At 66.4% G+C, this 26,093-nt stretch carries 22 protein-coding genes; 3 read left to right on the forward strand and 19 right to left on the reverse strand.

Annotated features, from left to right (window positions below):
* The first annotated feature begins 12 nt into the window (after nt 1-12).
* Both metF and IC535_RS04020 read left to right on the forward strand, forming a co-directional pair.
* Entirely contained in the window at nt 13-840 is an 828-nt protein-coding gene (gene metF / locus IC535_RS04015) for a methylenetetrahydrofolate reductase [NAD(P)H] (protein ID WP_228887474.1), read from the forward strand.
* 50 nt (nt 841-890) lie between these two features.
* Complete coding sequence (locus IC535_RS04020) at nt 891-1,475, forward strand: DUF4124 domain-containing protein (protein ID WP_228887475.1); 585 nt, start codon at nt 891-893, stop codon at nt 1,473-1,475.
* A gap of 75 nt (nt 1,476-1,550) precedes the next feature.
* Here the strand turns inward: IC535_RS04020 and IC535_RS04025 are convergent, their stop codons facing one another.
* From IC535_RS04025 to IC535_RS04045, 5 genes are all read right to left on the reverse strand, one after another.
* Nucleotides 1,551-2,504, reverse strand: a complete 954-nt coding sequence (locus tag IC535_RS04025; RefSeq protein ID WP_228887476.1) for a Nudix family hydrolase — start codon at nt 2,502-2,504, stop codon at nt 1,551-1,553.
* Nucleotides 2,505-2,691: 187 nt separating this feature from the next.
* Nucleotides 2,692-3,531: a hypothetical protein gene (locus tag IC535_RS04030; RefSeq protein ID WP_228887477.1), complete on the reverse strand. Its 840-nt coding sequence runs from the start codon at nt 3,529-3,531 to the stop codon at nt 2,692-2,694.
* A complete protein-coding gene (locus IC535_RS04035) occupies nt 3,528-4,343 on the reverse strand; it encodes a HEAT repeat domain-containing protein (protein WP_228887478.1) in 816 nt (271 codons plus the stop codon). The genes IC535_RS04030 and IC535_RS04035 overlap by 4 nt, the downstream gene beginning before the upstream one ends.
* Before the next feature lie 720 nt (nt 4,344-5,063).
* Nucleotides 5,064-7,796: a preprotein translocase subunit SecA gene (gene secA, locus IC535_RS04040; protein ID WP_228887479.1), complete on the reverse strand. Its 2,733-nt coding sequence runs from the start codon at nt 7,794-7,796 to the stop codon at nt 5,064-5,066.
* Between the two features lie 166 nt (nt 7,797-7,962).
* On the reverse strand, nt 7,963-8,913 hold the full coding sequence (locus tag IC535_RS04045; RefSeq protein ID WP_228887480.1) for a M23 family metallopeptidase: 951 nt from the start codon (nt 8,911-8,913) through the stop codon (nt 7,963-7,965).
* A 12-nt stretch (nt 8,914-8,925) separates the two neighbouring features.
* Here IC535_RS04045 and IC535_RS04050 point away from each other — a divergent pair, with 12 nt between their 5' ends.
* Nucleotides 8,926-9,366 carry a DUF721 domain-containing protein gene (locus IC535_RS04050; RefSeq protein WP_228887481.1) on the forward strand — a complete coding sequence of 147 codons (441 nt, stop codon included), beginning with the start codon at nt 8,926-8,928 and terminating at the stop codon, nt 9,364-9,366.
* Between the two features lie 283 nt (nt 9,367-9,649).
* Here the strand turns inward: IC535_RS04050 and lpxC are convergent, their stop codons facing one another.
* From lpxC to rsmH, 14 genes are all read right to left on the reverse strand, one after another.
* Complete coding sequence (gene lpxC / locus IC535_RS04055; protein WP_228887482.1) at nt 9,650-10,561, reverse strand: UDP-3-O-acyl-N-acetylglucosamine deacetylase; 912 nt, start codon at nt 10,559-10,561, stop codon at nt 9,650-9,652.
* A gap of 179 nt (nt 10,562-10,740) precedes the next feature.
* On the reverse strand, nt 10,741-11,973 hold the full coding sequence (gene ftsZ, locus IC535_RS04060) for a cell division protein FtsZ (RefSeq protein ID WP_228887483.1): 1,233 nt from the start codon (nt 11,971-11,973) through the stop codon (nt 10,741-10,743).
* Nucleotides 11,974-12,187: 214 nt separating this feature from the next.
* Nucleotides 12,188-13,423 carry a cell division protein FtsA gene (ftsA, locus tag IC535_RS04065; RefSeq protein ID WP_017355446.1) on the reverse strand — a complete coding sequence of 412 codons (1,236 nt, stop codon included), beginning with the start codon at nt 13,421-13,423 and terminating at the stop codon, nt 12,188-12,190.
* Nucleotides 13,420-14,151 carry a cell division protein FtsQ/DivIB gene (locus IC535_RS04070; RefSeq protein WP_228887484.1) on the reverse strand — a complete coding sequence of 244 codons (732 nt, stop codon included), beginning with the start codon at nt 14,149-14,151 and terminating at the stop codon, nt 13,420-13,422. Before IC535_RS04070 ends, ftsA begins: the two co-directional genes overlap by 4 nt.
* Nucleotides 14,148-15,113, reverse strand: a complete 966-nt coding sequence (locus tag IC535_RS04075) for a D-alanine--D-alanine ligase (RefSeq protein WP_228887485.1) — start codon at nt 15,111-15,113, stop codon at nt 14,148-14,150. Before IC535_RS04075 ends, IC535_RS04070 begins: the two co-directional genes overlap by 4 nt.
* A complete protein-coding gene (murC, locus tag IC535_RS04080) occupies nt 15,110-16,546 on the reverse strand; it encodes a UDP-N-acetylmuramate--L-alanine ligase (RefSeq protein ID WP_228887486.1) in 1,437 nt (478 codons plus the stop codon). The genes IC535_RS04075 and murC overlap by 4 nt, the downstream gene beginning before the upstream one ends.
* Nucleotides 16,547-16,577: 31 nt before the next feature.
* Nucleotides 16,578-17,669 carry an undecaprenyldiphospho-muramoylpentapeptide beta-N-acetylglucosaminyltransferase gene (gene murG / locus IC535_RS04085; RefSeq protein ID WP_228887487.1) on the reverse strand — a complete coding sequence of 364 codons (1,092 nt, stop codon included), beginning with the start codon at nt 17,667-17,669 and terminating at the stop codon, nt 16,578-16,580.
* On the reverse strand, nt 17,666-18,988 hold the full coding sequence (gene ftsW, locus IC535_RS04090; protein WP_228887488.1) for a putative lipid II flippase FtsW: 1,323 nt from the start codon (nt 18,986-18,988) through the stop codon (nt 17,666-17,668). Before ftsW ends, murG begins: the two co-directional genes overlap by 4 nt.
* The gene (mraY, locus tag IC535_RS04095) at nt 18,988-20,073 is read right to left on the reverse strand and encodes a phospho-N-acetylmuramoyl-pentapeptide-transferase (protein WP_228887489.1); all 1,086 of its coding nucleotides are present in this window, start codon (nt 20,071-20,073) and stop codon (nt 18,988-18,990) included. Before mraY ends, ftsW begins: the two co-directional genes overlap by 1 nt.
* The gene (locus IC535_RS04100) at nt 20,063-21,505 is read right to left on the reverse strand and encodes a UDP-N-acetylmuramoyl-tripeptide--D-alanyl-D-alanine ligase (RefSeq protein WP_228887490.1); all 1,443 of its coding nucleotides are present in this window, start codon (nt 21,503-21,505) and stop codon (nt 20,063-20,065) included. Before IC535_RS04100 ends, mraY begins: the two co-directional genes overlap by 11 nt.
* Nucleotides 21,502-23,007 carry a UDP-N-acetylmuramoyl-L-alanyl-D-glutamate--2,6-diaminopimelate ligase gene (locus IC535_RS04105; protein WP_228958656.1) on the reverse strand — a complete coding sequence of 502 codons (1,506 nt, stop codon included), beginning with the start codon at nt 23,005-23,007 and terminating at the stop codon, nt 21,502-21,504. Before IC535_RS04105 ends, IC535_RS04100 begins: the two co-directional genes overlap by 4 nt.
* On the reverse strand, nt 23,004-24,848 hold the full coding sequence (locus tag IC535_RS04110; protein ID WP_228887674.1) for a peptidoglycan D,D-transpeptidase FtsI family protein: 1,845 nt from the start codon (nt 24,846-24,848) through the stop codon (nt 23,004-23,006). The genes IC535_RS04105 and IC535_RS04110 overlap by 4 nt, the downstream gene beginning before the upstream one ends.
* Complete coding sequence (ftsL, locus tag IC535_RS04115) at nt 24,845-25,108, reverse strand: cell division protein FtsL (protein ID WP_228887675.1); 264 nt, start codon at nt 25,106-25,108, stop codon at nt 24,845-24,847. Before ftsL ends, IC535_RS04110 begins: the two co-directional genes overlap by 4 nt.
* On the reverse strand, nt 25,105-26,088 hold the full coding sequence (gene rsmH / locus IC535_RS04120) for a 16S rRNA (cytosine(1402)-N(4))-methyltransferase RsmH (RefSeq protein ID WP_228887676.1): 984 nt from the start codon (nt 26,086-26,088) through the stop codon (nt 25,105-25,107). Before rsmH ends, ftsL begins: the two co-directional genes overlap by 4 nt.
* Nucleotides 26,089-26,093: the final 5 nt, after the last annotated feature.

A 26,093-nucleotide genomic window follows, 5' to 3' on the forward strand; every position in this document is an offset into this window, starting at 1 on the left:
CCGCCCAGCCCCATGACCGCCATCAGCTTCGAGTTCTACCCGCCCAAGACCGATGACCAGCGTGCCCAGCTGGACCGCACCGCGGCCAGGCTCAAGGCATTCGCGCCGGAGTATGTGTCGTGTACGTTCGGCGCCGGCGGCTCGACCCTGAGCTATACCTCCGAGACCGTGCGCCACCTCAAGCAGCACCACCGCTTCGACGCGGCGCCGCACCTGTCCTGCGTGGGCGGCAGCCGCGAGGAGATCCGCGAGCTGCTCAAGCTGTACCGGGCGATCGGCTGCCAGCGCATCGTCGCCCTGCGCGGCGACCTGCCCTCGGGCATGGGCCACCCCGGCGATCTGCGCTATGCGGCCGAACTGATCAGCTTCATCCGCGCCGAACATGGCGATGCGTTCCGGATCGAGGTGGGCGCCTACCCGGAAACCCACCCGCAGGCCAACGACGCGCTGCTGGACCTGAAGTACTTCAAGGCCAAGGTCGATGCCGGTGCCGACGCGGCGATCACCCAGTACTTCTACAACGCCGATGCGTATTTCCATTTCGTCGACGCGGTACGCGCGCTGGGCGTGAGCGTGCCGATCGTGCCGGGGATCATGCCGATCTCCAACTTCAGCCAGCTGCGCCGTTTCTCCGAGCAGTGCGGCGCGGAAATCCCCCGCTGGATCGGCAAGAAGATGCTGGCCTTCGGCGATGACGCCGAGTCGGTGCGCGCCTTCGGCGCCGAGGTGGTGGCCAGCCTGTGCGAGCGGCTGGTCGCCGGTGGCGCACCCGGGCTGCACTTCTACACCCTCAACCTGGCCAAGCCGACCACCCAGGTGCTGAAGCTGCTGAGGGGCTGACCCCTGCGTAAATCGCTTGCAGATAACGCCGTCGCGGCTACTCTGCTGCGATGAAACTGCTTCTGCCGCTGCTGCTGTGCGCGCTGTGCCTGCCTGCCCCGGGATCGGCGCAGGCGCAGCGCGTGAACCGGTGTACCAACGCGCAGGGCCAGACCGTCTTCACCGACCGCCGCTGCGATGCACTTGGCGCCACCGAGCGGATGCCGGCACGCACGCCCACCGTGGGCAACACCGGCATCTACCGCGCCGGTTGCGCGCGTCGGCTCAGCGAGTTGACCGGGCAGATCCGCGATGCGGTCAGCCAGCAGGATGTGAACCGGCTGTCGTCCATCTACCTGTGGAACAACGTCTCCAACGCCACGGCCAACCAGATCATCGGGCGGCTGGAAGCGGTGGTGCAGCGGCCGCTGGTGGATATCGCGCCGGTGTACCCGGCCAGCGATGAGAGCGCCGTGGTGGCGCCTGCAAGTGCGTCGGTGCTGGGCGGCGACGGGCAGCCGCTGACGGAGGCGCCGCCGCGCCGGCCGCGCCCGGTGGGGTTGCGGCTGGAGCAGACGCTGGGCAGCACGGCAACGCCGGCGCGCACGGTGTTCGGGCTGCGGCGGCAGTACGGATGTTTCTGGATCACGTTGTAGCCGCGGTTGGCTGGGGTTGCCGGCCAGCGGCCGGCACTACCGGGGTGTTCCGGGCGGTTGGCTCTGGCCCTCGGCTCAGGCGGGCCAGAGCGCGCGGATGGCGGCAATACCCTGGGCACCGTGACGGCGGGCCTGTTCGATGTCGTTCGGATGCAGGCCACCGAGCGCGTACAGTGGCAGAGAAACCTGTTCGCGCAACGCTTCGAATGCTTCCCAGCCCAGCGGCGGGGCATCGGGATGGCTGGCACTGGCCTGGACCGGGCCGAGCACCGCGAAATCGCAGCCCAGCCGCTGCGCCGCCTGCAACTGCGCCAGGTCGTGGCAGGAAGCGGCTACCAGTTGCCCGGCCGGCAGCGGGCGCGCCTGCAACTGCAGCAGCTGCTCGCTGCCCAGGTGCACGCCCACGCCGAGCCGGCGGGCCAGCTCGATATCGCGGTTGAGCAACCATTGCACGCGGCCGCGGTGGGCGCCGATGGCCTGCTCGGCCAGCGCCACCCGCGCCGGGCTGGACGGCGTGCGCAGCTGGACCCGGCTCACTCCGGCGGCCACGGCCTGGGCCAGGCGCTGGTGCCAGGCGTGGTGGGCCTGGGCGTGGTCGGCGTCCGGTTCGGGGGTGATCAGGTAACGGTCGGGCTGGCGCAGGGCGGCCACCACCGGCAGGTCGGCCGGCGGCATCGAGTAACGCGACAGCTTTTCCGGTGCCACCCAGGTGATCGCCTGGCCTTCGCGGCCGCGCGGGGAGCCTTTCCAGCTGCTGATCCGGCGCACTTCCAGGCGCAGCCGCTTGTCCGGGTAGATCTGCGGCACGTCCATGATCCACTCGCCGACCTCGGCCTCGATGCCCAGTTCCTCGCGCAGCTCGCGCACCAGCGCCTGTTCTGAACTTTCGCCGGGCTCGCGCTTGCCGCCGGGAAACTCCCACAGCCCCCCCATGTCGCGGTCTTCGGTACGGCGGTTGAGCAGGATGCGGCCGCGGGCGTCGGTGATGACGCCGGCCACGACGTGGATCGATCGTTTTGGGGATGGCATGGAGAGAGCATGCCCAATCGCGACCGGGGCGCGCAATCCCGCCTTCTGTTCGACAGCAGTCAATGCAGCGAACTGGCGAACTGCCAGAACAAGCCGGACAAATGATGCAGCGACAATTCACTCAAGCCCCAGAGCGTTCATTAAGCTTTCCCAAAATGTATCAGCATGAAGCTGTAGAGGCTTCTGACTACAGGATGTCTGCGACCGCGTTTCTAACGTAAGAACTATTGTCCCGCATCGCCAGCCCCACATACTTTTCGTCAAGCTGCACCAGTGCCTTGAGAGCAGCCGCCCTAGAGTAGCCAGAGGGCGCCGATCGCGCGATCTCCTCCACATACTCAACAGCATCCCCGCCAACCGCGCAAGCTGCCCTTACAAACAAAGGAAGCGGATTTACATTAAGCACCTTCTCAATTCGCGAGAACGATCCATCAAATTGATACTGACGTCGCTTTATTTCAAACGCCCCCACATCCTGCAACACGTTAAAGCTAACAGAAAGACTCTCAGGCGGAGATTGGCTATGTATGTCTTTTCCACCCTCAAATAGCACAACCTTCCTCTCGCTCAACCGCCACCGCTCATGCCCAGATGTTTCAACCTCCTCACCCTTAACTCCAACTACTGATTCGTTATCGTATGAATACACCTCAGTTTCATACCCAGGACCGTGGTAGCCCAATGTAAAAAATGAGAAATCGTGATCATGCGGCATTTCGTAGAGGAACATCTCCTCCCCCGGCAGGCCTCTAGGCGCATCCCACACGACCGCACGCAGCGTGTAGTACTTTGACTTCCTAAGTACAAACACCTGTGATGAATAGGAATTTTCCACCGAAATCCCTGCCTTTAATTGAGCAACCAAGAAATCGACAAAGAAATCCCTGTCCTCATAAAGGCCACGCAGCACCGACGCCGTCACATCAAGGTCTTTGGAAAATAATCCACTCCCTGCCGACTCAAAATACTCACAAGCCTCCGCGAAATTCACCTTTCTGGAACTTTCGATACTCCAATGAATGGTCATGGGATCCTCTCAGCCCGCTCTACATTACGCTCACATGCCCTTCTCACATGCGCATGGGGATCAATCTCTGCGCGCTCGGCCATGAGTTGCATCAATTCTGGATAGTTCAAATAGAACAGCGACTCTATCGCTTCCATTCGTACAAAATGAAAGGGGCTATGCCTTGCGAGCTGGCAAAGCAATGGGCTTTGCGAAACCGCATCAAAACTAGCAAGTGTGCGGCAAACAATTTGCGTCCTAGTAGCATCAATCGACGCGGAGCTTACAGCCAAGGCTCTCCCGGTATATCGATCAAAGGTCCAAATTAGCTTCTCTGACCTTCTACTGGACACTTGCACAGCAAACACGTCGCCCTCCGGCACGTTCAGCCATAGACACGACGCCCCCCGTGCCACATCAAGGATATGCCCAGCCCTGATAACACCGGATGCCTCCTCAGAAAGAACAGCGTCGCGTGAAAATTCCTCAATATTCAACATGCCGCAGACCGCATATTTTACATATTCCACTCCCACACCCAACACAGGCATCATTAGTGATGCCACAGGTGAATTGCAAACTCTGCCAAGCGCTGACTCATTTTGCTCAGTAGCGGTGATGCACCGAAAGTGCACAATTACAAATTCATCCTCGTAGACAACCGCACTATTTTCACCCCCTGCCCCACCCTTAACAGCAAGACCGTCGCCGCGGGCAAAATTCCTCATCCAACGCGATATACACCGCTTTAAACCGCCTGAATTGTAGAGCCCATAAAGCCAATCTTTGTAGTCATCAATATCATCACTTCTGATGTTCTCAATGCCTTCCATTGAACGTCCTTTAAAAAGGGAGGGGCTCACACCCCTCCCTTGGCAACCGCATCACGAATTTGCATACACCCATATTGCGGCCACCAAGATAACTACAGGGGCCCCGGCCTGCATGTCGATACTCTGCGTGTACCCGACTTCCTCTTCCAGCCCAATGAATTCTGATTGCATATCACCGATCTCCGAGCTAACCACTCTGTGTGGCAACTCAAAATCCCCCTAACGTCCTGCCAGGTCAAATACATATTTCCAATTTTCCAACAAAGATCGTCACGCAACCACCTATCGAAATGCGCAATCAATAGTCACCATCAATTAAACACCGGCGCCAGTAGGTGCTGACTAAATTGTTTCCGCAAATAGTTCAGGTTGCCGCGAACTGTTCCAGTCGTAGCCATAACTTATATTTCAAAAGCCATCAATTCCCTACTTTGAGGAGGATAACCCCAGCCAAGTGGTGCTGCGTGCGCGCAAACACAGCATTACGCAAGGATGACCACCCTGCGATGACAAGCTGAATTAAGCTCCGAGCCAGCGCACTCGATTGCGGGCTTAGGCGCAGCGCCGTCGGGACGTGCACGAGAGACTCCAACGGGACCACGAATGTTCGACACCCGCTGAAGCTGCTCCCATGGAGCGCCGCAGTAGCTGCGCGCAGCCACCCTGCGCCGAAATCAATAGCTAAAAAGAAACGCCCCGCGCGTGCGGGGCGTTGGGGCGTTACGTCAACTGACCATGGCAGTGTTTGTACTTTTTACCACTGCCGCATGGGCACGGGTCGTTGCGGCCGACCTTGGGGTCGTCGAGCCGGACTTGAGCAACCCTATTCTGCGCCCCTTCCAACTGGGCCGCCTCTTCGTCGGCGCTGTAGCTGCCAGCGTCCTGGTGCTGGAACTGCGACTGCAGCAGGCGCGCTTCGGCCTGCTGGCGTTCGGCCGCTTCCAGCGCCGCCACTTCTTCTTCGCTGCGGATGCGCACGCGTGCCAGCAGGGTCACCACTTCGCGCTTGACGTCCTCGAGCATTCCCGAGAACAGCTCGAAGGCTTCCTTCTTGTATTCCTGCTTGGGCTGCTTCTGCGCGTAACCGCGCAGGTAAATGCCCTGGCGCAGGTAATCCATGCGCGCCAGGTGCTCCTTCCAGCTCTGGTCGAGCACGGTCAGCATCACGTGCTTTTCCAGCGCGCGCATGGTTTCGTCGCCGACGCCGGCTTCCTTCTCGGCGAAATGTTCGTCCACGCGGGCCTGGACCTTGTTGGCGATCGCCTCGGCGTCCAGTTCCTCGTGCAGCTTGACCAGGCCGGTGATGTCCATCTGCACGCCCAGGTCGGCGGCCAGGGTGGCTTCCAGGCCCTGCAGGTCCCACTGCTCGTCGATCGAGTTGGGCGGCACGAAGCGCGCCACGATGTCGTAGATCACATCGCCGCGGATGCCATCGACATTGTCCTTCAAAGAGTCCGCGTCCAGTAGCTCGTCGCGCTGGGCATAGATCACCTTGCGCTGGTCGTTGTTGACGTCGTCGAAGTCCAGCAGATTCTTGCGGATGTCGAAGTTGTGCGCTTCAACGCGCCGTTGTGACTTCTCGATCATCCGACTGACCAGCCGATCTTCGATGACGTCCTCTTCCTTCATGCCCATCATGCGCATCATTTTCTGCACACGCTCCCCGCCAAACACCCGGAGAAGGTTGTCTTCCAGCGACAGGTAGAAGCGGGACGAGCCCGGGTCGCCCTGGCGGCCGGAACGGCCGCGCAGCTGGTTGTCGATACGGCGCGATTCGTGGCGTTCGGTGCCGACGATGTGCAGGCCGCCGGCGGCCTTGACCGCTTCATGGCGCTTCTGCCAATCGGCCTTGACCTGGGCGCGCTGCTCATCGCTGGCGTCTTCGCCCAGTTCGTGCAGCTGCGCTTCCAGCGAACCGCCGAGCACGATGTCGGTACCACGGCCGGCCATGTTGGTGGCGATGGTCACCGCACCGGGCATGCCGGCGTTGGCGATGATGGTCGCTTCGCGGTCATGCTGCTTGGCGTTGAGCACCTCGTGGTGCACGCCGGCCTTGCGCAGGTGCTCGGAGAGCATTTCCGAGGTTTCGATCGAGGTGGTGCCCACCAGCACCGGCTGGCCGCGCTTGTTGCATTCCTGGATGTCGGCCAGCACCGCGTTGAACTTGCCGGCGCGGTTGAGGAACACCTGGTCCGAACCGTCCTTGCGGATGGTCGGGCGGTTGGTCGGAATCACCACCACTTCCAGGTTGTAGATGCTCTGGAATTCGTAGGCTTCGGTGTCGGCCGTACCGGTCATGCCGGACAGCTTCTTGTACATGCGGAACAGGTTCTGGAAGGTGATGCTGGCCAGGGTCTGATTCTCGCGCTGGACCGGCACCCCTTCCTTGGCTTCCACCGCCTGGTGCAGGCCATCGGACCAGCGGCGGCCGGCCAGGGTACGGCCGGTGAATTCATCGACGATCACCACTTCGCCGTCGCGCACGATGTAATCGACGTCGCGCTGGTAGATCGCATGCGCGCGCAGGGCGGCATTGAGGTGGTGTACCACGGTCAGGTTCTGCGCCGCGTACAGGCCTTCGGTCTCGGCGTTGAGGATGCCCGCCTCGACCAGCAGCTGCTCGGCGTGTTCCATGCCCGCTTCGGACAGGTGCACCTGCTTGCCCTTCTCGTCGACCCAGAAATCGCCCTCGCCGTCTTCGGCTTCCTGCTTGATCAGGCTGGGGACGACGCGGTTGACGCGGATGTACAGTTCCGGCGAATCGTCGGCCGGGCCGGAGATGATCAGCGGGGTACGCGCTTCGTCGATCAGGATCGAGTCGACCTCATCGACGATGGCGTAGTGCAGGCCGCGCTGGTAGCGGTCGGCACGCGACAGCGCCATGTTGTCGCGCAGGTAGTCGAAGCCGAACTCGTTGTTGGTGCCGTAGGTGATGTCGCTGGCATAGGCCTCGCGCTTGTCGCCATGCGGCATGCCCGGGTAGACCACGCCAACGCTCATGCCCAGCCAGTTGTACAGCTTGCCCATCTGCGCCGAGTCGCGGCGGGCCAGGTAGTCGTTGACGGTGACCACATGCACGCCCTTGCCTTCCAGCGCGTTGAGGTACACCGGCAGGGTCGCCACCAGGGTCTTGCCTTCACCGGTGCGCATTTCGGCGATCTTGCCCAGGTGCAGGACCATGCCGCCGATCAGCTGCACATCGTAATGGCGCATGCCCAGCACGCGGCGGCTGGCTTCGCGGCAGACCGCGAAGGCTTCCGGCAGCACCTTGTCCAGGGCTTCGCCATTGGCGATGCGCTGCTTGAACTCCGGGGTCTTGGCCTTGAGCTGCTCGTCGGAGAGCTTTTCGATTTCCGGCTCCAACGCATTGACCTTGGCGACGATGCGGTTGAGCTGGCGCAGCTGTCGTTCATTACGACTGCCGAAGACGCGGGTAAGCAGGCTGTTGATCATTGAAGGAACCGGTTGGAATGAGACGCCCCAACGGCGCGGCATCCCCTGGGGAGCCGTCGACCGCAAACGAAACAGGGCGCACTGCGCCCTGTCTATGGCAATACCCATTGTAGCTTGGGACGGGGGTCGGGGGTTTCAAGCACCCCCTACGGGCCGATTGGCGCGATCAGCCGCGGGAAACGCGCCCGACCGGGGTATTGCCGCCGTCGCCGAGGAACTTGCGCGGATTGACCACCTGGCCCCGTTCCCAGACCTCGAAGTGCACGTGGGCACCGGTGGAACGGCCGGTGGAGCCGGCCTTGGCCACTTCCTGGCCGGCCCGGACCAGGTCGCCGGGTTTGACCACCAGGCGCGAGTTGTGCGCATAGCGGGTGACATAGCCATTGCCGTGGTCGACGTCGACCACGTTGCCGTAGCCGCCCTTCACGCCGGCGAAGCTGACCACGCCGTCGGCCACCGACATCACCGGGTCGCCGACCTTGGCGTGGAAATCCATGCCCTTGTGGGTGGCCGCACCGCGCCCGAACGGGTCGCTGCGGGTACCGAAGTTGGAGGTGATATAGGTGTTGCGGATCGGCATGCGGCCGGGCACCGCGTTCTGCTCGAGCTGGTGGTCGAACAGCAGCGACTCCATCACCGACAGCTGGCGGCCTGAAGCAGCGAAACGCTGCTCCAGCACCTGTAAGTCGGCATTGACCGCGCTGACCGGAATGTCCTGGGTCGGGCCGGGCTCGCCTTCACCGAGGCCAGGGGTCTCGTTGAAGTCGAATTCGCCGTCCTCCAGCTTGCCCATCTGGGTCAGCCGTTCGCCGAGCGCGTTGAGACGGGTGGCCTGCGCCTGCAGCTCACCCATCCGGGCGGCGAGCGCATTGACCTGGGTCTGGGCGTCCTTGCGGGCCTGCGCCAGTTCGCGTTCCTGCTGCGCGACCTTGGCGTGGAGCCGGGAATCGTTGAACATGCTGCCGCCCAGGCCGGCACCGAAGCCGATCAGGCAACCTACCCCCAGCACACTGCCCAGCAGGGCACGGGGTCTATCCTCGAAGTAGAAACGCAAACGCGCCAGCGGCGTCTTGGCCTGTCCTTCACGCGTTTTGATTACGATCTTTTTGAATGCCATCAGTGAGTTTTCATGTCTGAGCCGAAATCCAGTGCCCGTCCTGCTTCAGTGCCGAAACCGGCACTGGATGCAGTCATGGCGGACAAAACCGGGAACCCGCTGCGGCGAGCCTTGTGGCTCGAAGCACTGGACCGGCAGTTGCGCCCCCATTTGCCGCCCATGCTGGCTTCCCGTTGCCGGTTGGCCAATGTGAACGGCGAGCACCTCGTTTTTCTCGTCCAATCACCGGTCTGGCATGCCAAGGTGCGGCTTGCCGAAGCCCAGTTGATCGACGCGGCCCGGTCCATCGGGCTGAAGGTCACCAAGGTGACCGTCAAGACTGCGTCCTCCACGCCCCCGCGCTCCCCAGCGCACGACAACGGCAGTGGACCCCACGCAGTTTCAGCCGCCACGCACAAAGGACTACGCGACGCTTTGGCTTGCCTGCAGGACGTGGAATCCAAGAAGTCCTGAGGGCAACGGGGCATCCCGCCCCTTCCCCACCGCGTCACGACCAGGTGAACATTGCGGGGAGCCGGCCAGCATCGTAGCTGCGTAACGGCCGCCAGTCGTTAGTGTTTTATTAAAAATACGTTAAATATGGCGAGAAGCTGGACCGGGTTCACAAATCCGTGACCCACGTCCGGACGCGGTTCACTGACGTCAACGCCCGACCGGACGCCGCCCCGGAAACGCCAACGGCGCCTGCGGCGCCGTTGTATTCCCTTTTGAATCATGGACTTGAGCCCGATCCGGGTTACGCGTAGGCCGGCAGGCCGTAGACCACTGGCGGCGCCTCGGCCGTGGAGGCATAGCTCACCCATTCCCAGGCGCCGGCATCGGCCATCAGCGCACGCACCAGCTTGTTGTTGAGCGCATGGCCGGACTTGAAGCCTTCATAGGCACCCAGCACCTGGCCACCGGCCAGGTACAGGTCGCCGATCGCATCGAGGATCTTGTGGCGCACGAACTCGTCGGCGTAGCGCAGGCCGTCGTCGTTGAGCACGCGGAATTCGTCGAGCACGATGGCGTTGTCCATCGAACCGCCCAGGCCCAGGTTGCGCTCGCGCATGTACTCCAGGTCGCGCATGAAGCCGAAGGTGCGCGCGCGGGAGATTTCCTTGGTGTAGGCGGCGGTGGAGAACTCGATTTCGGCGCGGGACTGCTTGGCCGGGATCATCGGGTGGTCGAACTGGATGGTGAAACCGAGCTTGTAGCCCTCATAGGGCTCGAAGCGGGCGACCTTGTCGCCGTCGGTGACTTCCACCGTCTTGAGAATGCGGATGAAACGCTTGGGGGCGTCCTGTTCGGCAATGCCTGCCGACTGCAGCAGGAACACGAACGGACCGGAGGAACCGTCCATGATCGGCAGCTCGGCCGAGGACAGCTCCACGATGATGTTGTCCACACCCAGGCCGGCCAGGGCCGACATCAGGTGTTCGACGGTCTGGATCTTGGCCTCGTGGTAGGTCAGCCCGGTGCACAGGGTGACTTCGGTGACCAGGTCCGCACGCGCGGGCACTTCCACCACCGGCTCCAGGTCCACCCGCCGGAACACGATGCCATGGTTGACCGGGGCCGGGCGCAGGGTCATGTAGACCTTGTCGCCGCTGTGCAGGCCAACGCCGGTGGCGCGGATCGTGTTCTTGAGGGTGCGTTGCGGAATCATGGGGGGCAGGACCGGGAATGCGCGCGGTCAGCGCGACTGAGACAAACAAGAATAACACGCAGTACCACTACCGCTTTCTGAACCGAAAGGCGGGCGGCAGACTGCCGGGCCGATCCTGGCCCGGCAGCATGGGACATGGAGGCGCTCACCGGGGAGGACAAGACCCCGGCAGGCAATCCTCAGTCCGCCTGGCGGCGCAGGAACGCCGGGATGTCCAGGTAGTCGTTGGGCAGTTCAGCGGCCGCCGGGCCGGCGGACGACGGGGCCGGGGCGGCCACGGTGTCCGCGCTGGGACGGCGCAGGCCCATGCCCAGGCCCATGCCGCCGACGGCCTTGGACACGGCATCGCCGCCGTTGTCGAACTCGCCGAATTCCGGCTGGCCGGTGGTGGCGTTGCGGACCAGCTTGATCGGCGCACGCTCGCCCGGGCGCTGGCTCTTGGCCGCCACGGCACGGTTCAGGCCGGTGGCCACCACGGTCACGCGGACTTCGTCCTGCATGTCCGGGTCCAGCACGGTACCCACCACCACGGTGGCGTCTTCGGAGGCGAAGCCATCGATGGTGCGGCCGATCTCGTCGAACTCGGCCATCGTGAAGTCGGCACCGGCGGTGATGTTGACCAGGATGCCGTTGGCGCCGGCCAGGTTCACATCGTCCAGCAGCGGGTTCTGGATGGCCGCTTCGGCCGCGGCCTGGGCGCGGTCATCGCCACGCGCGGTGCCGGTGCCCATCATCGCCAGGCCCATTTCCGACATCACGGTGCGCACGTCGGCGAAATCGACGTTGATCAGGCCCGGGCGCACGATCAGGTCGGCGATGCCCTGCACGGCGCCCTGGAGGACGTCGTTGGCGGCACGGAAGGCCTGGATCATAGTGGCGTTGCGGCCCAGCACGGTGATCAGCTTTTCGTTGGGGATGGTGATCAGCGAGTCGCAGTGCTGGCTCAGTTCCTCGATGCCCTTCAGCGCGACCTGCATGCGGCGGCGGCCTTCGAACGGGAACGGCTTGGTGACCACGGCCACGGTCAGGATGCCCATTTCCTTGGCCAGCTGTGCCACCACCGGTGCCGCGCCGGTGCCGGTGCCGCCGCCCATGCCGGCGGTGATGAACACCATGTCCGCGCCCTGCAGGGCGTCCATGATGCGCTCGCGGTCTTCCAGGGCGGCCTGGCGGCCCACTTCCGGGTTCGCGCCTGCGCCCAGGCCCTTGGTGACGTTGGTGCCCAGCTGCAGCTGCAGCTTGGCACCGCAATTCTTGATGGCCTGCGAGTCGGTGTTGGCGGTGATGAATTCCACGCCGTCCACGCTGGTGCTGACCATGTGCGCCACGGCGTTGCCGCCGCCGCCGCCCACGCCGATCACCTTGATCACCGCATTGGGTGCCATCTTTTCAATCAGTTCGAAATGCGCCATGTCCGTGTCCTCTGGTTGCCGTTTACGCCGGATGGGGGCTTCGGAGAGTCCTTCTCCTGTCCTCCCCACCGTCGTGCCGGCGAGTTGTTGTTGGTTTGCCTTGGCCGGATCGCTCCGGGTGTTGCCGGTGGTAGGTGCTGCAGTTGCGGGTGTTGCAGGTGCTGCGCGTTGCGGTGGTGCGCCGACCGGGGGGCCGGGGTGGTGCGGCCCGGGGCTAGAATTCGCCCCGGAACCAGGTTTTGAGTTTCTTGAACATGCTGCCGGCGCGCCCGGTGGGCAGCGACGGGCGGCGCGGGTGTTCGATCTGGCTGCCCATCAGCAGCAGGCCCACGCCGGTGGCGTGCACCGGGTTGCCGACCACTTCGCCCAGGCCGGTGACGTGCTGGGGAATGCCCACGCGTACCGGCATCTGCAGCATTTCCTCGGCCAGTTCGACCACCCCTTCCATCTTCGAGGCGCCACCGGTGAGCACCATGCCGGCGCGTACCAGTTCCTCGAAACCGGAACGGCGCAGTTCGGCCTGCACCATTTCGAAGATTTCCTCGTAGCGGCCCTGCACCGCCTGGGCCAGGGCGTGGCGCGGCATCCGCCGCGGCGGGCGGTCGCCGACGCTGGGCACCTGGATGCTTTCCTCGGCGGTGGCCAGCTGGGCCAGCGCGCAGGCGTAGCGCACCTTGATCTGCTCGGCTTCCGGAGTCGGCGTGCGCAGCATGTGCGCGATGTCGTTGGTGACGTGGTCGCCGGCGATCGGCAGCGAGGCGGTATGGCAGATCGCACCCTGCACGAACACGGCCAGGTCGGTGGTGCCGGCGCCCATGTCGACCAGCACCACGCCCAGCTCGCGCTCGTCGGCGGTCAGCACCGCCACGCTGGAGGCCAGCGAGGACAGCACCAGGTCGTCCACCTGCAGGCCGCAGCGCTGCACGCACTTGCTGATGTTGGCCGCGGCCGACTGCGCGCACACCACCAGGTGCGCGTGCACCTCCAGGCGCACGCCGGTCATGCCGACCGGGTTGCGGATGCCTTCCTGCGAATCGTCCAGCACATACTCGCGCGGGATCGCGTGCAGGATCTTCTGGTCGGCCGGAATGGCCACCGCCTTGGCCGCGTCCAGGACCCGGTCCAGGTCGCCCCAGGTCACCTCGCCGTCGCGGATCGGCACGATTCCCGGCGAGTTCTTGCACTGCACGTGGTTGCCGGAGATCGAGGCGTACACCGAACGGATCTCGCAGCCGGCCATCAGCTCGGCCTCTTCGACCGCACGCTGGATCGACTGCACGGTCGATTCGATATCCACCACCACGCCGCGCTTGAGACCGCGCGATTCGTGCGAGCCGATGCCGATGACCTCGATCGGATTGCCCGGCGAATACTCGCCGACCAGCGCCACCACCTTGGAAGTGCCGATGTCCAGTCCGACGATCAGTGATTTGTCACCCTTGCGATTCATGTCCTGTCCTGCGCCGGCTTGGGCGTAGTTGCGGCCGGGGTACCCCAGCTCAGCGTGAAACCATTGGTATATCGGAGGTCGGCGCGTTCGATCGGCGCCTGTTGGTTGGCCAGCTGCGGCAGCACGCGCACGAAGCGCTGCAGGCGCGAGCGCGCGTCGTCGCGGCCCACCACCACTTCGGTGCCGTTGCTGAGCAGCAACGACCAGCTGCCGCGCGCGTCCATGCTGACCCGCTTGACGTCCACCCCGGCCGGGGCGAACAGCGCGCGGGCATCGTTGTACAGCGCCACCACTTCTGCGGTCTGGGAATCGGGGCCGTCCAGGTCGGGCAGCGCCAGGTCCTGCAGTTTCTTCGGGGTGGCAAACAGCTTGCCCTGCTCGGACAGCAGGCGGTCGTTGCCCCAGCGTGCGAACGGCTTGTGCTCGACCAGGCGGATCTCCAGCACGTCCGGCCACTGCTTGCGCACCTGGGCGCTTTCCACCCACGGCAGTTTTTCGATCGCGTCCTGCGCATCCTGCAGCTTGACCGCGAAGAAGCCGGCCTTGGCATACGGCAACACCACCTGCTGCAGCTGTTCGGCCGGCACCCGCTTGAACTCGGCATGCACGCGCAGCTTGGCCAGCGGCCAGCGTTCGGCACCGACCCAGCCGTTGAGCACCGCCACCACGGGCAGCGCCACCAGCGACAGGGCCAGCAACCAGACGAAGATGCGCAGCACCGCGTTCATGCCGTCGGGGCCTCCAGGGTCTGTTCCAGCACGCGCCAGACCAGCTCTTCAAAACCGATCCCGGCCTGCGCCGCCGCCTTGGGCACCAGCGAATGGCTGGTCATGCCCGGCGCGGTATTCACTTCCAGCAGGTAGAAGCGGCCGCTGGCGCGGTCGCGCATCACATCCACCCGGCCCCAGCCGCGGCAGCCGGCGGCCTGGAAGGCGGCCAGCGCGATGCGGCCGATCTCCAGTTCGTCGTCGTCCTCCAGGCCCGGGCACAGGTACTGGGTGTCTTCGGCGATGTACTTGGCGTTGTAGTCGTACCACTGGCCCTTGGGCACGATGCGGATCGACGGCAATGCCTGGTCGCCGAGGATGGCCACGGTAAGCTCGTCGCCGACCACCATCTGTTCCATCAGCAGCTGCCCGTCATAGCGGGCGGCCAGCGCCACGGCCTGGTCCAGCCCGGCGTCGTCGACGACCCGGCTGATGCCCACGCTGGAGCCTTCGTTGGCCGGCTTGACCACCACCGGCAGGCCCAGTTCGGCCGCGGCGGCATGCACGTCCACGCCTTCCACCAGCTTGACGTAGCGCGGCGTGGGCAGGCCCAGCGACAGCCACACCTGCTTGGTGCGGATCTTGTCCATGCTCAGCGCCGAGCCGAGCACGTCCGAGCCGGTGTACGGCACGCCGAAGGCCTGCATCAAGCCCTGCACGATGCCGTCCTCACCGCCGCCGTTGTGGCCATGCAGAATGTTGAACACGCGGTCGAAGCGTTTTTCCACCAGCGCCAGCGCCAGCGCCGGGATGCCGTCCACCGCCACCGCGTCCACGCCACGCGCGCGCAGCGCGGCGATCACGTTGCGGCCGGAGTCCAGCGACACCTCGCGTTCGCTGGAGGTGCCGCCAAGCAGCACGGCGACGCGGCCGAATGCGGCCGGGTCGGTGCAGCGCAGCGATGGGAAGAAGATCGGTTTCATGCCGCCGGGGTCTCCGTGAAGCCTTCGGTTGCGATCAGCTGGGCGACGTGGCCGATATCGCCGGCGCCCATCATCAGCAGCAGGTCGCCGTCCTGCAGCACATCGGGCAGCACGTGCGACAGCTCGGCGGTGTGGCCGACCACCACCGGCTCGCTGCGCCCGCGCGCGCGGATGGCACGGGCCAGCGAACGCGAATCGGCGCCGGGGATCGGCGCTTCACCGGCCGGGTAGACCTCGCTCAGGACCAGCGCGTCCACTTCGGACAGCACCGCGGCGAACGCGTCGAACTGGTCGCGGGTGCGGCTGTAGCGATGCGGCTGGAAGGCCACCACCAGGCGCTGGTCGGGCCAGCCGCCACGGGCCGCGGCGAACACCGCCGCCAGCTCGCGCGGGTGGTGGCCGTAATCGTCGATCACCCGCACCGTGGCGCCACTGTGGGTGGTGACCAGGCCCAGGTCGTTGAAGCGGCGGCCGATGCCGGCGAAGCTTTCCAGCGCGCGCGCGATCGCCTCCGGCGCCACGCCCAGCTGCCAGCCCACCGCGGCGGCGGCCAGCGCGTTGAGCACGTTGTGCGCGCCCGGCAGGGCCAGCGTCACCGGGTGGCTGCTGCCTTCGGGCAGGCGCAGGGTGAAGCGCATCCGCGGTCCGTCCTGGACCACGTCCTCGGCGCGCACGTCGGCGTTGCTGCTCATGCCGTAGCTCATCACGTGGCGCGGGGTCTGCGCGGCCAGCGCGGCCACTTCCGGGTCGTCGATGCACAGCACCGCCAGTCCGTAGAACGGCAGGCGCTGCAGGAACTCGGCGAACGCGGCCTGGACCCGGGCGAAATCGTTGCCGTAGTTCTCCAGGTGGTCCGAATCGATATTGGTGATCACCGACACCAGCGGGTTCAGGCGCAGGAAGCTGCCATCGCTTTCGTCGGCCTCGGCCACCAGCCACTGGCCACCGCCGAGCTTGGCGTTGGCCCCGGCGGCCAGCAGCTGGCCACCGATCACGAAGGTCGGGTCCAGCCCGCCTTCGCTGAGCACCGCCGCGGTCAGGCTGGTGGTGGTGGTCTTGCCGTGGGTGCCGGCCACCGCGATGCCGCGGCGGAAGCGCATCAGTTCGGCCAGCATCGCCGCGCGCGGCATGATCGGAATGCGCTGGCTGCGCGCTTCCATCAGTTCCGGGTTGTCGTCGCGGATCGCGCTGGAGACCACCACGCAGTCGGTGCCGAGCACGTTGGCGGCCGAATGGCCGCGCATCACCCGCGCGCCCAGGCCGGCCAGGCGGCGGGTCGCGGCGTTGTCGGCGTTGTCCGAGCCGGACACTTCATAGCCCAGGGTCAGCATCACTTCGGCGATGCCGCTCATGCCGGTGCCGCCGATGCCGACGAAGTGCACGCGCGGGAAGGCGCGGACCAGGTCGTTGGTGTCATGCAGGCGGCGGATCATGCGCGGCCTCGCGTCTGGCGCGGAGCGGTGGTCATTTGGATTCCTCGAGAATGATATCGGCGATGCGCTCGGCGGCATCGACCTTGGCCAGGGCACGCGCGGCGTCAGCCATCTGCATGCGGCGGGCGGAATTTTCGGACAATTCGCGCAGCACGCCTGCAAGGTGCGCCGCCAGCGTTTCATCCTGCTTCAGCAATACGGCTGCGCCACGGTCGACCAGGTACTCCGCGTTGCGGGTCTGGTGGTCGTCCACGGCGGCGGCGAACGGCACCAGCACGCTGCCCACGCCGACCGCGCACAGCTCGGCCAGGGTCGAGGCGCCGGAGCGGCACACCACCAGGTCGGCCCAGGCGAAGGCCTCGGCCATGTCGGCGATGAACGGCTGCACCGACGCGCTGACACCGGCGTCCTGGTAGGCCTGCAACGCTTCGGCATGCAGTTTTTCACCGCTCTGGTGGCGCACCTGCACGGCCACGCTGCCGCCCAGCGCGGCCAGCGCCTGCGGCACCGCGTTGTTCAACGCGCGCGCGCCCTGGCTACCGCCGAGCACCAGCAGGCGCAGCGGCCCCTGGCGGTCGGCCAGGCGCTGCTGCGGCGGCGCGATCGACGCGATCTCGGCGCGCACCGGGTTGCCCACCGCTTCTTCGCGCTGGGCGAAGCTGCCCGGGAAGCCGGTCAGCACGCGCCGCGCGAACCGCGACAGCACCCGGTTGGTCAGGCCCGGGGCGCGGTTCTGTTCGTGCACCAGCAGCGGCAGGCCATGCAGGCGCGCGGCCAGGCCGCCGGGGCCGGAAGCGAAACCACCAAAGGCGATCACCGTGCGCGGCTGGCGGTCGCGGATCAGGAAGCCGGCCGCGCGCACCGCGCGCAGCAGGCGCCACGGCGCGCCGAGCAGGGCCAGCTTGCCCTTACCGCGCAGGCCGCTGATCGCCAGCGTATCGATGTGGATGTCGTGCTGCGGCACCAGGCGGGTTTCCATGCCGCCGTCGCTGCCCAGCCAGGTCACCGGGATGCCGCGCTCGCGTAACACCCGGGCCACGGCCAGGCCGGGGAAGATATGGCCACCGGTACCGCCGGCCATGATCATCACCGGGCGCGCGGAGGAGGTCGGGCGCGTGCTCATCCCATCCTCCCCAGGGTCGGCTCGATCCGCTGCTGCATGCGGCTGGTGCCGCGTGGCGCGCTGTCACGCGAACTGCCGTCGCGCGGCGCGCCGTCGTGCATCGCCGCGCCCACGCCACCGGCGCCGCCCGCATCGGCGTGGATCGGCTCATCGCCTTCCGGCGCGCCCATGCGCACGGCCTGGCGCCGCTCGGCGCGGTCCAGTTCATAGGACACCCGCAACAGCAGGCCCATCGCCACGCAGGTCATCAGCACGCTGGAGCCGCCGGAGGAAATCAGCGGCAGGGTCAGGCCCTTGGTCGGCAGGATGCCCAGGTTGACCCCGATCGAGACGAAGCTCTGCATGCTGATCCACAGGCCGATACCGAAGGCGATATAGCCGGAGAAGTGCCGCTTCATCTCCACGCAGCGCATGCCCAGCCAGAAGGTGCGGCCGACCAGCAGGGCGTACAGACCGATGATCAGGCAGGTACCGATGAAGCCCAGCTCCTCGGCGGTGACCGAGAAGATGAAGTCGGTATGCGCCTCGGGCAGGTAGTACAGCTTCTGCACCGAGTTGCCCAGGCCCACCCCGGTCCACTCGCCCCGGCCCACGGCCATCAGCGCGTTGGACAGCTGGTAGCCGTCGCCCTGCTGGTCGGCCCACGGGTCCAGGAAGGAGGTGATGCGGCGCATGCGGTAGGGTTCGATGATCGCCAGCGCGCTCATCGCCACCAGGCCGAACACCACCGGCATCGACATGCGCGGCATGTTGACCCCGCCCAGCACCAGCATGCCGGCGGTGATCGCCAGCAGCAGGGTGGACGAGCCGAAATCGGGCTGCAGCAGCAGCAACACCACCAGCGCGCCGGCCACGCCCAGCGGCTTGAGCATCGCCGGCCAGGTCGCATTGACCTCGTCGCGGAAGCGCACCAGGTAGCTGGACAGCCAAACGATGTACAGCACCTTGACCGCTTCGACGGTCTGGAACTTGGAGATGCCCAGGTTGATCCAGCGGCGGGCGCCGTTGACGCTGCTGCCCAGGCCGGGGACGAACACCACCACCAGCAGCGCGAAACAACCCAGCAGCAGCACCTGGTTGTACTGTTCGATGGTCTTCAGTTCGGTGCGCATGGCGATGATCGCCAGCACGATGCCGACCGCCAGGAAGATCAGGTGGCGGTTGAGGTAGTAGAACGGGCTGCTCATCAACGCGATCGAGCTCGACGCGACCATCACCACGCCCAGCCCGGTGAGCGCGATGATCGCGCCCAGCAGCCACTTGTCGAAGTGGCCTCCGATGGCTTCAAGGCGGGTTGCCTGGCGCGACAGGTCGTTCATCAGCGGACCTTCAACGTGGCCAGGCCGACCAGGACCAGCACCACCGAGATGATCCAGAAGCGCACGATCACGCGCGGCTCCGGCCAGCCCTTCAGTTCGAAGTGGTGGTGGATCGGGGCCATGCGGAATACGCGCTTGCCGGTCAGCTTGAACGAAGCGACCTGGATCATCACCGACAGCGTTTCGATCACGAACACCCCGCCCATGATCACCAGCACCAGCTCCTGGCGGGTGATCACCGCGATGGTGCCCAGCACCGCACCCAGCGCCAGCGCGCCGATGTCGCCCATGAACACCATGGCCGGGTAGGTGTTGAACCACAGGAAGCCGAGGCCGGCGCCGGCGATCGCCGCGCAGATGATCACCAGTTCACCGGCACCGGGAATCTGCGGAATCTGCAGGTAGCTGGAGAACACCACGTTGCCCGAGGCATAGGCGAACACGCCCAGCGCGCAGGCGACCAGCACCGTGGGCATGATCGCCAGCCCGTCCAGGCCGTCGGTCAGGTTGACCGCGTTGGAGAAGCCGACGATCCAGAAGTAGGCGATGGCCACGAAGCTGATTCCGGCCAGCGGCAGCGCCACCGACTTGAACATCGGGATGTAGAAGGTGAGCGCGGCGGGCACGTCGGCGGTGTAGAACAGGAACAGGCCGGCGGCCAGGCCGAAGATCGACTGCAGCAGGTACTTCCAGCGCGACTTCAGGCCGTTCGGGTCGCGGCGCACGATCTTGATCCAGTCGTCGTACCAGCCGATCGCACCGAAGCACAGCATCACCGCCAGCACCACCCATACATAGCGGTTGCGCAGGTCGGCCCACATCAGCACCGACAGGGTGATGGTGAGCAGGATCAGCGAGCCGCCCATGGTCGGCGTGCCGGCCTTGGAGAAGTGGCTCTGCGGGCCGTCGGTACGGATCGGCTGGCCGCCCTTGAACTGGGCCAGCTTGCGGATCATCGCCGGGCCCAGCCACAGCGACAGGAACAGCGCGGTCAAGGCGGCGAGGATGCCACGCAGAGTCAGATAGCCGAACAGCCCGAACAGGCTCTCCAACTGCTGCAACCATCGGGCCAGTTCAAGCAACATGGGGGGTTTCCTCTCCTCGCGCCAGCAGCGCTTTCACAATTTTGTCCATGGCACTGCCGCGCGAGCCCTTGACCAGGCAGCGCACGCCGGCATGCAGGTCGACGGCAAGCGCGGCGGCCAGGCTGTCGTGGTCCTGGAAGTGCCGGCCACCGTCGCCGAAGGCGGCCGATGCGGCCGCGCTCAGCGGGCCCAGCGTGTACAGGCGCTTGAGCCCGGCATCGCGCGCGCGGCGGCCGGCCTGGGCATGCAAGGCCTCACCGTCCGGGCCGAGCTCACGCATGTCGCCCAGCACCAGCCAGCCTTCGGCCTGGGTACCGGCCAGGGCGTCGATCGCGGCGGCCAGCGAGCCGGGGTTGGCGTTGTAGCTGTCGTCGATCAGCACCGCGCCATTGGGCAGCCGGTGCGCGATCTGGCGGCCGGGCACCGGTTCGGCGCGGGCCAGGCCGGCGGCGATCTGGTCCAGGCCGATACCGGCGGCCAGTGCCAGCGAGGCGGCGGCCAGCGCATTGCTGATGTTGTGGCGGCCGGGCAGCGCCAGCGCGATTTCCACCTGGTGCTCCGTCGCGTCCTGCGACCGCACTACTTGCGCATCCATGCGCGGCGCGGCCTTCACGGTGAGCAGGAACTGGCTGCCGGTGGCGCTGGGGCGGATCGCCAGTGCCGACACATCGGCGCTGTGGTCCAGCCCGTAGCGCAGCACGCGGCTGCGCGGCGGCTGGCCGACGATGTGCTGTTCGAACCAGATACCGAAGGCGTCGTCGGCATTGATCACCGCCACGCCATCGGCCGGCAGCGCGGCGTAGATGGCGCCCTTGGTGCTGGCCACGCCCTGCAGGCTGCCCATCCGCTCCAGGTGCGCCGGGGCGATGTTGTTCACCAGCGCATAGCGCGGGCGCACGATGTCGGTCAGGTAGGCGATGTCGCCCGGCTTGCCGGCGCCCATCTCGTAGATGGCGAAGTCGGCGTCTTCGGGCGCATCGAGCACGGCCAGCGGCAGCCCGATCTCGTTGTTGCGGTTGCCCGGGTTGGCGTAGACCACCTTGTGCTGGTCGCGCGCGACCTGTTCCAGGATGGCCAGCAGCAGGCTTTTGACGCTGGTCTTGCCGTTGCTGCCGGTGATGGCGAACACCTGGGTGCTGCGGTCGCGCTGCATGCCGTGGGCGATGCGGCCCAGCGCGCGCTCGGCGTCGGCGACCACGATCTGCGGCAGCGCCACGTCCAGCAGGCGCTCGACCAGCAGCGCCGAGGCACCGCGCGCGACCGCGTCGGCGGCGAAATCATGGCCGTCGAAGCGTTCGCCGCGCAACGCCACGTACAGGCTGCCTGGTCCCAGGGTGCGGGTATCGTTGCTGATGGCATCGATGGCGGTGTCTTCGCCGTGGATTTCGCCACCGGCCCAGTGCGCGACCAGCGACAGCGGAGTGCGCTTCATGGTGCGTCCTCCGCATCCACGCGCAGGCTTCCGGCCTGCCGCGCGGCCAGCGCCCGGCCGGCCACCTCGGTGTCATCGAAGGGATGCTGGATGCCGTGCACTTCCTGGTAGGGCTCGTGGCCCTTGCCGGCGATCAGCACGATATCGCCCTGCCCTGCCTGATCGATCGCGGTGGCGATGGCGGCGGCACGGTCGCGCTGCACCAGCGCGGCCTGCGGCCTGGCCAGCCCGGCCACGATATCGGCCACGATCGCATCGCCGTCTTCGCCGCGCGGGTTGTCGTCGGTGACGATCACCACATCGGCGTATTTCTCGGCGATGGCGGCCATCTGCGGGCGCTTGCCGGTGTCGCGCTCGCCGCCACAGCCGAACACGCACAGCAGGCGGCCGGCCAGATGGCCGTGCAGGCTGGACAGCGCCTGTTCCAGCGCGTCGGGGGTATGGGCGTAGTCGATCACCACGGTGGGCTGGTCGCGCTCGCCGCCCAGCCGGTTCATGCGCCCGGCGATCGGCTGCAGCCGCGACAGCAGCGCGGCGATCGCGGCCGGGGCATGGTCCAGCGCGTACAGCGCGCCCGCCACGGCCAGCAGGTTGTCGACATTGAAGCGGCCCAGCAGCGGCGACTGCACCGGATGGCGCGCGCCGTCGACCACCAGGTCGAAGGCGATGCCACGACCATCGAGCTTCAGCGAGTCGGCACGCAGGGTGGCCTGCTGGGCACCGCGCGAGCTGAGCCCGACCTGGCGGACGCCGGCATCGACGGTACGCAGCAGTTCGTTGCCGAAGCTGTCATCGAGGTTGACCACCGCCGCCTTGAGGCCGTCGCGGTGGAACAGCCGGGCCTTGGCCGCGCCGTACTGGGCCATGTCGCCGTGGTAATCGAGATGATCGCGGGTGAGATTGGTGAACACCGCTACGTCATAGTGCACCGCGTCCACACGGCCCTGGTCGAGCGCGTGCGAGCTGACTTCCATCGCCACCGCCTGGGCGCCGTCATCGCGCAGCTGCGCCAACACCTGGTGCATCTGCAGCACCAGCGGGGTGGTGAAGCCGGTCGGAACGACCTGGCCATACAAGCCCACGCCCAACGTGCCGATGCTGCCGCTGGCGGTGCCGAGCAGGTGCCAGGCCTGGGCCAGCAGCTGCACGGTGGAGGTTTTGCCGTTGGTGCCGGTCACCCCGACCATGGTCATCGCGCGCGAAGGCCGGCCGTGGAACTGGTCGGCCATCGCGCCCATGCGCGCGCGCAGGCCCGGCACGGCGATGGCATCGCCCGGCGCTGGCAGGTCGGCCGGGGCCGGCGGTTCGAACAGGATCGCACCGGCGCCGTTGGCGCGCGCCTGCTCGACAAAGCCCAGCCCGTGCGCGCCGAAGCCGGCGATCGCCACGAAGGCATTGCCCGGGCGCACCGCACGGCTGTCCAGCACCAGGCCGGTGATGGACGGGTCGTGGCTGAGCACCACGTCGGGAAGCAACTGCGAAAGCAACATCATCTGGCTCATTGGGTGCCTCCCTGCGCGGGCGGCACCGTGGCGTGCGCGCTGGGCAGCGCGGCATCGAATTCGGCCGAGGCGTCCGGGGCGATCACCGTTTCCGGCGGTGGTACCGGCAACGAACCGGCGCTATGCCCCAGCTTTCCGGACTGCTGGGCGGCCAGCCAGGACTGGATGTCGTCCGGCGGCACGTCCATCAGGCGCAGCGCGCCTTCCATCACGTTGTGGAACACCGGCGCGGACACCAGCCCGCCGTAGTACTTGCCGCCCTGCGGGTCGTTGATCACGATCACCGTGGCAAAGCGCGGGTTGGTGGCCGGCACCACGCCGGCGAACAACGCGTTGTAGTGCCCGCGCTCGTAGCCGCCGGGGCCGGCCTTGCGTGCGGTACCGGTCTTGCCGGCCACGTGGTAGCCCAGCACCGCCGCCTGCTTGGCGCCGCCCTGGGTGACCACGGTCTCCATCATCGCCACCACCTGCTTGGCGATGTTCTCGTCGATGATCTGCTTGCCTTCGTTGCGCTGGCCCTTGACGAAGGTCGGGGCGATCAGCCGGCCGCCGTTGCCCAGCGCCGCATACGCGGTGGCGATCTGCAGCGGGCTGACATTCAGGCCGTAGCCGTAGGACATGGTGGTCTTGGACGGACCACTCCAGCGCGCCGGACGCGGCAGCACGCCGGCCGATTCGCCGGGGAAGCCACTGTGCGGGGACACGCCATAGCCGAAGCTGTGGATGTGGTCGTAGAAGACCTGGTCCGGCATCTTGGCGGCGATCTTGGCCGCACCGATGTTCGAGCTGCGGGTAATCACTCCGGTGACGTTGAGCACGCCATTGTTCCGCGGCACGTCCTTGATGGTGTAGCGGCCAAGCGACATGTAGCCCGGGTTGGTGTCCACCGTGGTGTCCTTGGTGACCACGCCGGACTGCAGCGCCGAGGCGATGGTCAACGGCTTCATGGTCGAGCCGGGCTCGACCAGGTCGGTCACCGCGCGGTTGCGGCGGGTGTCCGGGGCGGCGCCGCCGACCGAATTGGGGTTGTAGGTGGGCAGGTTGACCATGGCCAGGATCTCGCCGGTGGCCACGTCCATGATCACCATCGACCCGCCGGCCGCCTTGTTGGCGATCAGCGCGTTGCGCAGCTCCTTGAAGGCCAGGAACTGGATGCGGCGGTCGATGCTCAGGGTGAGGTCCTTGCCCGGCTCGGCAGCGCGCAGCAGGTCGCTCTCGACGGTGTCGCCCTTGCGGTTGCGGATCACCCGCTTGGCGCCGGCCTTGCCGCGCAGCCATTCGTCGAAGGCCAGCTCCAGCCCTTCCTGGCCGCGGTCGTCGATATTGGTGAAGCCCAGCACGTGCGCCATCGCCTCGCCCTGCGGGTAGAAGCGGCGGAATTCGCGCTGCGAGGCCACGCCCGGGATCTTCAGCGCCACTACCCGCTCGGCCTCGTCCGGGTTGATCCGGCGGCGCAGGTACATGAATTCCTTGTCCGCTTTCTGCGAGAGCTTGGAGGTCAGCTCGTCCAGCGGCATGCCCAGCGCACTGGCCAGCTCGGGGATGCGGTCCGGCGAACGCAGCAGTTCCTGCGGGTTGACCCAGATCGAGGCGACCGGGGTGGACACCGCCACCGGCTCGCCGTTGCGGTCGGTGATCATGCCGCGCGAGGTGTTGATCGGCAGTTCGCGCAGGTAGCGCGCCTCGCCCTGGCGCTGGTAGAAGTCGCTGTTGATGATCTGCACGTAGGCGGCGCGGCCGACCAGCGACACCGAGCACAGCCCAAGCGCCAACCCCACCCACTTCAGGCGCTGGCGCAGGTTGAAACTGTTGCGGGCGCGGTTGCGGCCGGTCTTGTTCATGGCCGTACCACCACGACGTCGGCCGCTTCGGGGAACTTCATGCCGAGCTTTTCGCGCGCCAGCCGGTCGACCCGGGTGGACTCGGCCAGGGTCGCCTGCTCCAGCTGCAGGCGGCCGAATTCGATATTGAGCTCATCGCGTGCACGCTCGACCTTGGACAACTCCACGAAGGTCTGGCGGTGGCGATGGCGCATGAACACCACCCCGATCGCCGAGGCGATGGTGCAGGCCAGCAGCACGATGAGCAGCAGCCGGCTCATGCGGCCACCGCGCGCTTTTCGGCCACGCGCAGCACCGCACTGCGCGAACGCGGATTGACCGCCAGTTCGTCGTCCTCGGCCTTGATCGCGCCACCATGCAGGTCCAGGGTCGGCACGAACGCGGCCAGCTCGGGCAGCCGGCGGTTGCTCGGCGGGGCCTTGGCGTGGCGGTTCATGAACTGCTTGACGATGCGGTCTTCCAGCGAATGGAAGCTGATCACCGCCAGCCGGCCACCGGGCTTGAGCCGCGCCAACGCCGCGTCAAGGCCGGCTTCGAGGTCGGCCAGTTCGCGGTTGATATGGATGCGGATGGCCTGGAAGCTGCGCGTGGCCGGGTGGATCCGGCTCTTATCGGTTCCGGGCTTGCCACGCGGCATCACCGAGGCGATCAACTCAGCCAGCTCGGCGGTGCGGGTGAAGGGTTCCTTGTCGCGTCGGGCCACGATGGCCTTGGCGATGCGGCGGCCCTGGCGCTCTTCGCCGTAGGTCCACAGCACATCCATCAGCTCGCGCTCTTCAACACGGTTGAGCCACTGCGCCGCGCTCTCGCCGCTGTCCGGGTCCATGCGCATGTCCAGCGGGCCGTCCTTGCCGAAGCTGAAACCGCGCTCGGCCACGTCCAGCTGCGGCGAAGACACGCCCAGGTCGAACAACACCCCGTCCAGGCCCTCGGCGGTGGCCTCCCAATGCAGCAGGTCGGCGAAGCTGCCCCGGAAGATCGACACGCGCCGGTCCGGCGCGAAATCGCGCTCGGCCACCGCAATCGCTTCGGGATCCTTGTCCATCACCAGCAGCCGGCCTCCGGGACCGAGTTGCTCGAGCACGCCACGGGCGTGACCGCCACGACCAAACGTGCCATCGAGATACGTACCGTTTTCGATCACCCTCAGGCCATCCAGGACCTGTGTGTACAGGACCGGCAGGTGCCCCGCCGGCGACTGCGACACCGGAAGGTGACCGGCCTGCGCTGCTCCGCGCATCCGGG

Origin of the sequence: Stenotrophomonas rhizophila, from assembly GCF_020857975.1 — a bacterium.
Taxonomy (GTDB): domain Bacteria; phylum Pseudomonadota; class Gammaproteobacteria; order Xanthomonadales; family Xanthomonadaceae; genus Stenotrophomonas; species Stenotrophomonas rhizophila_C.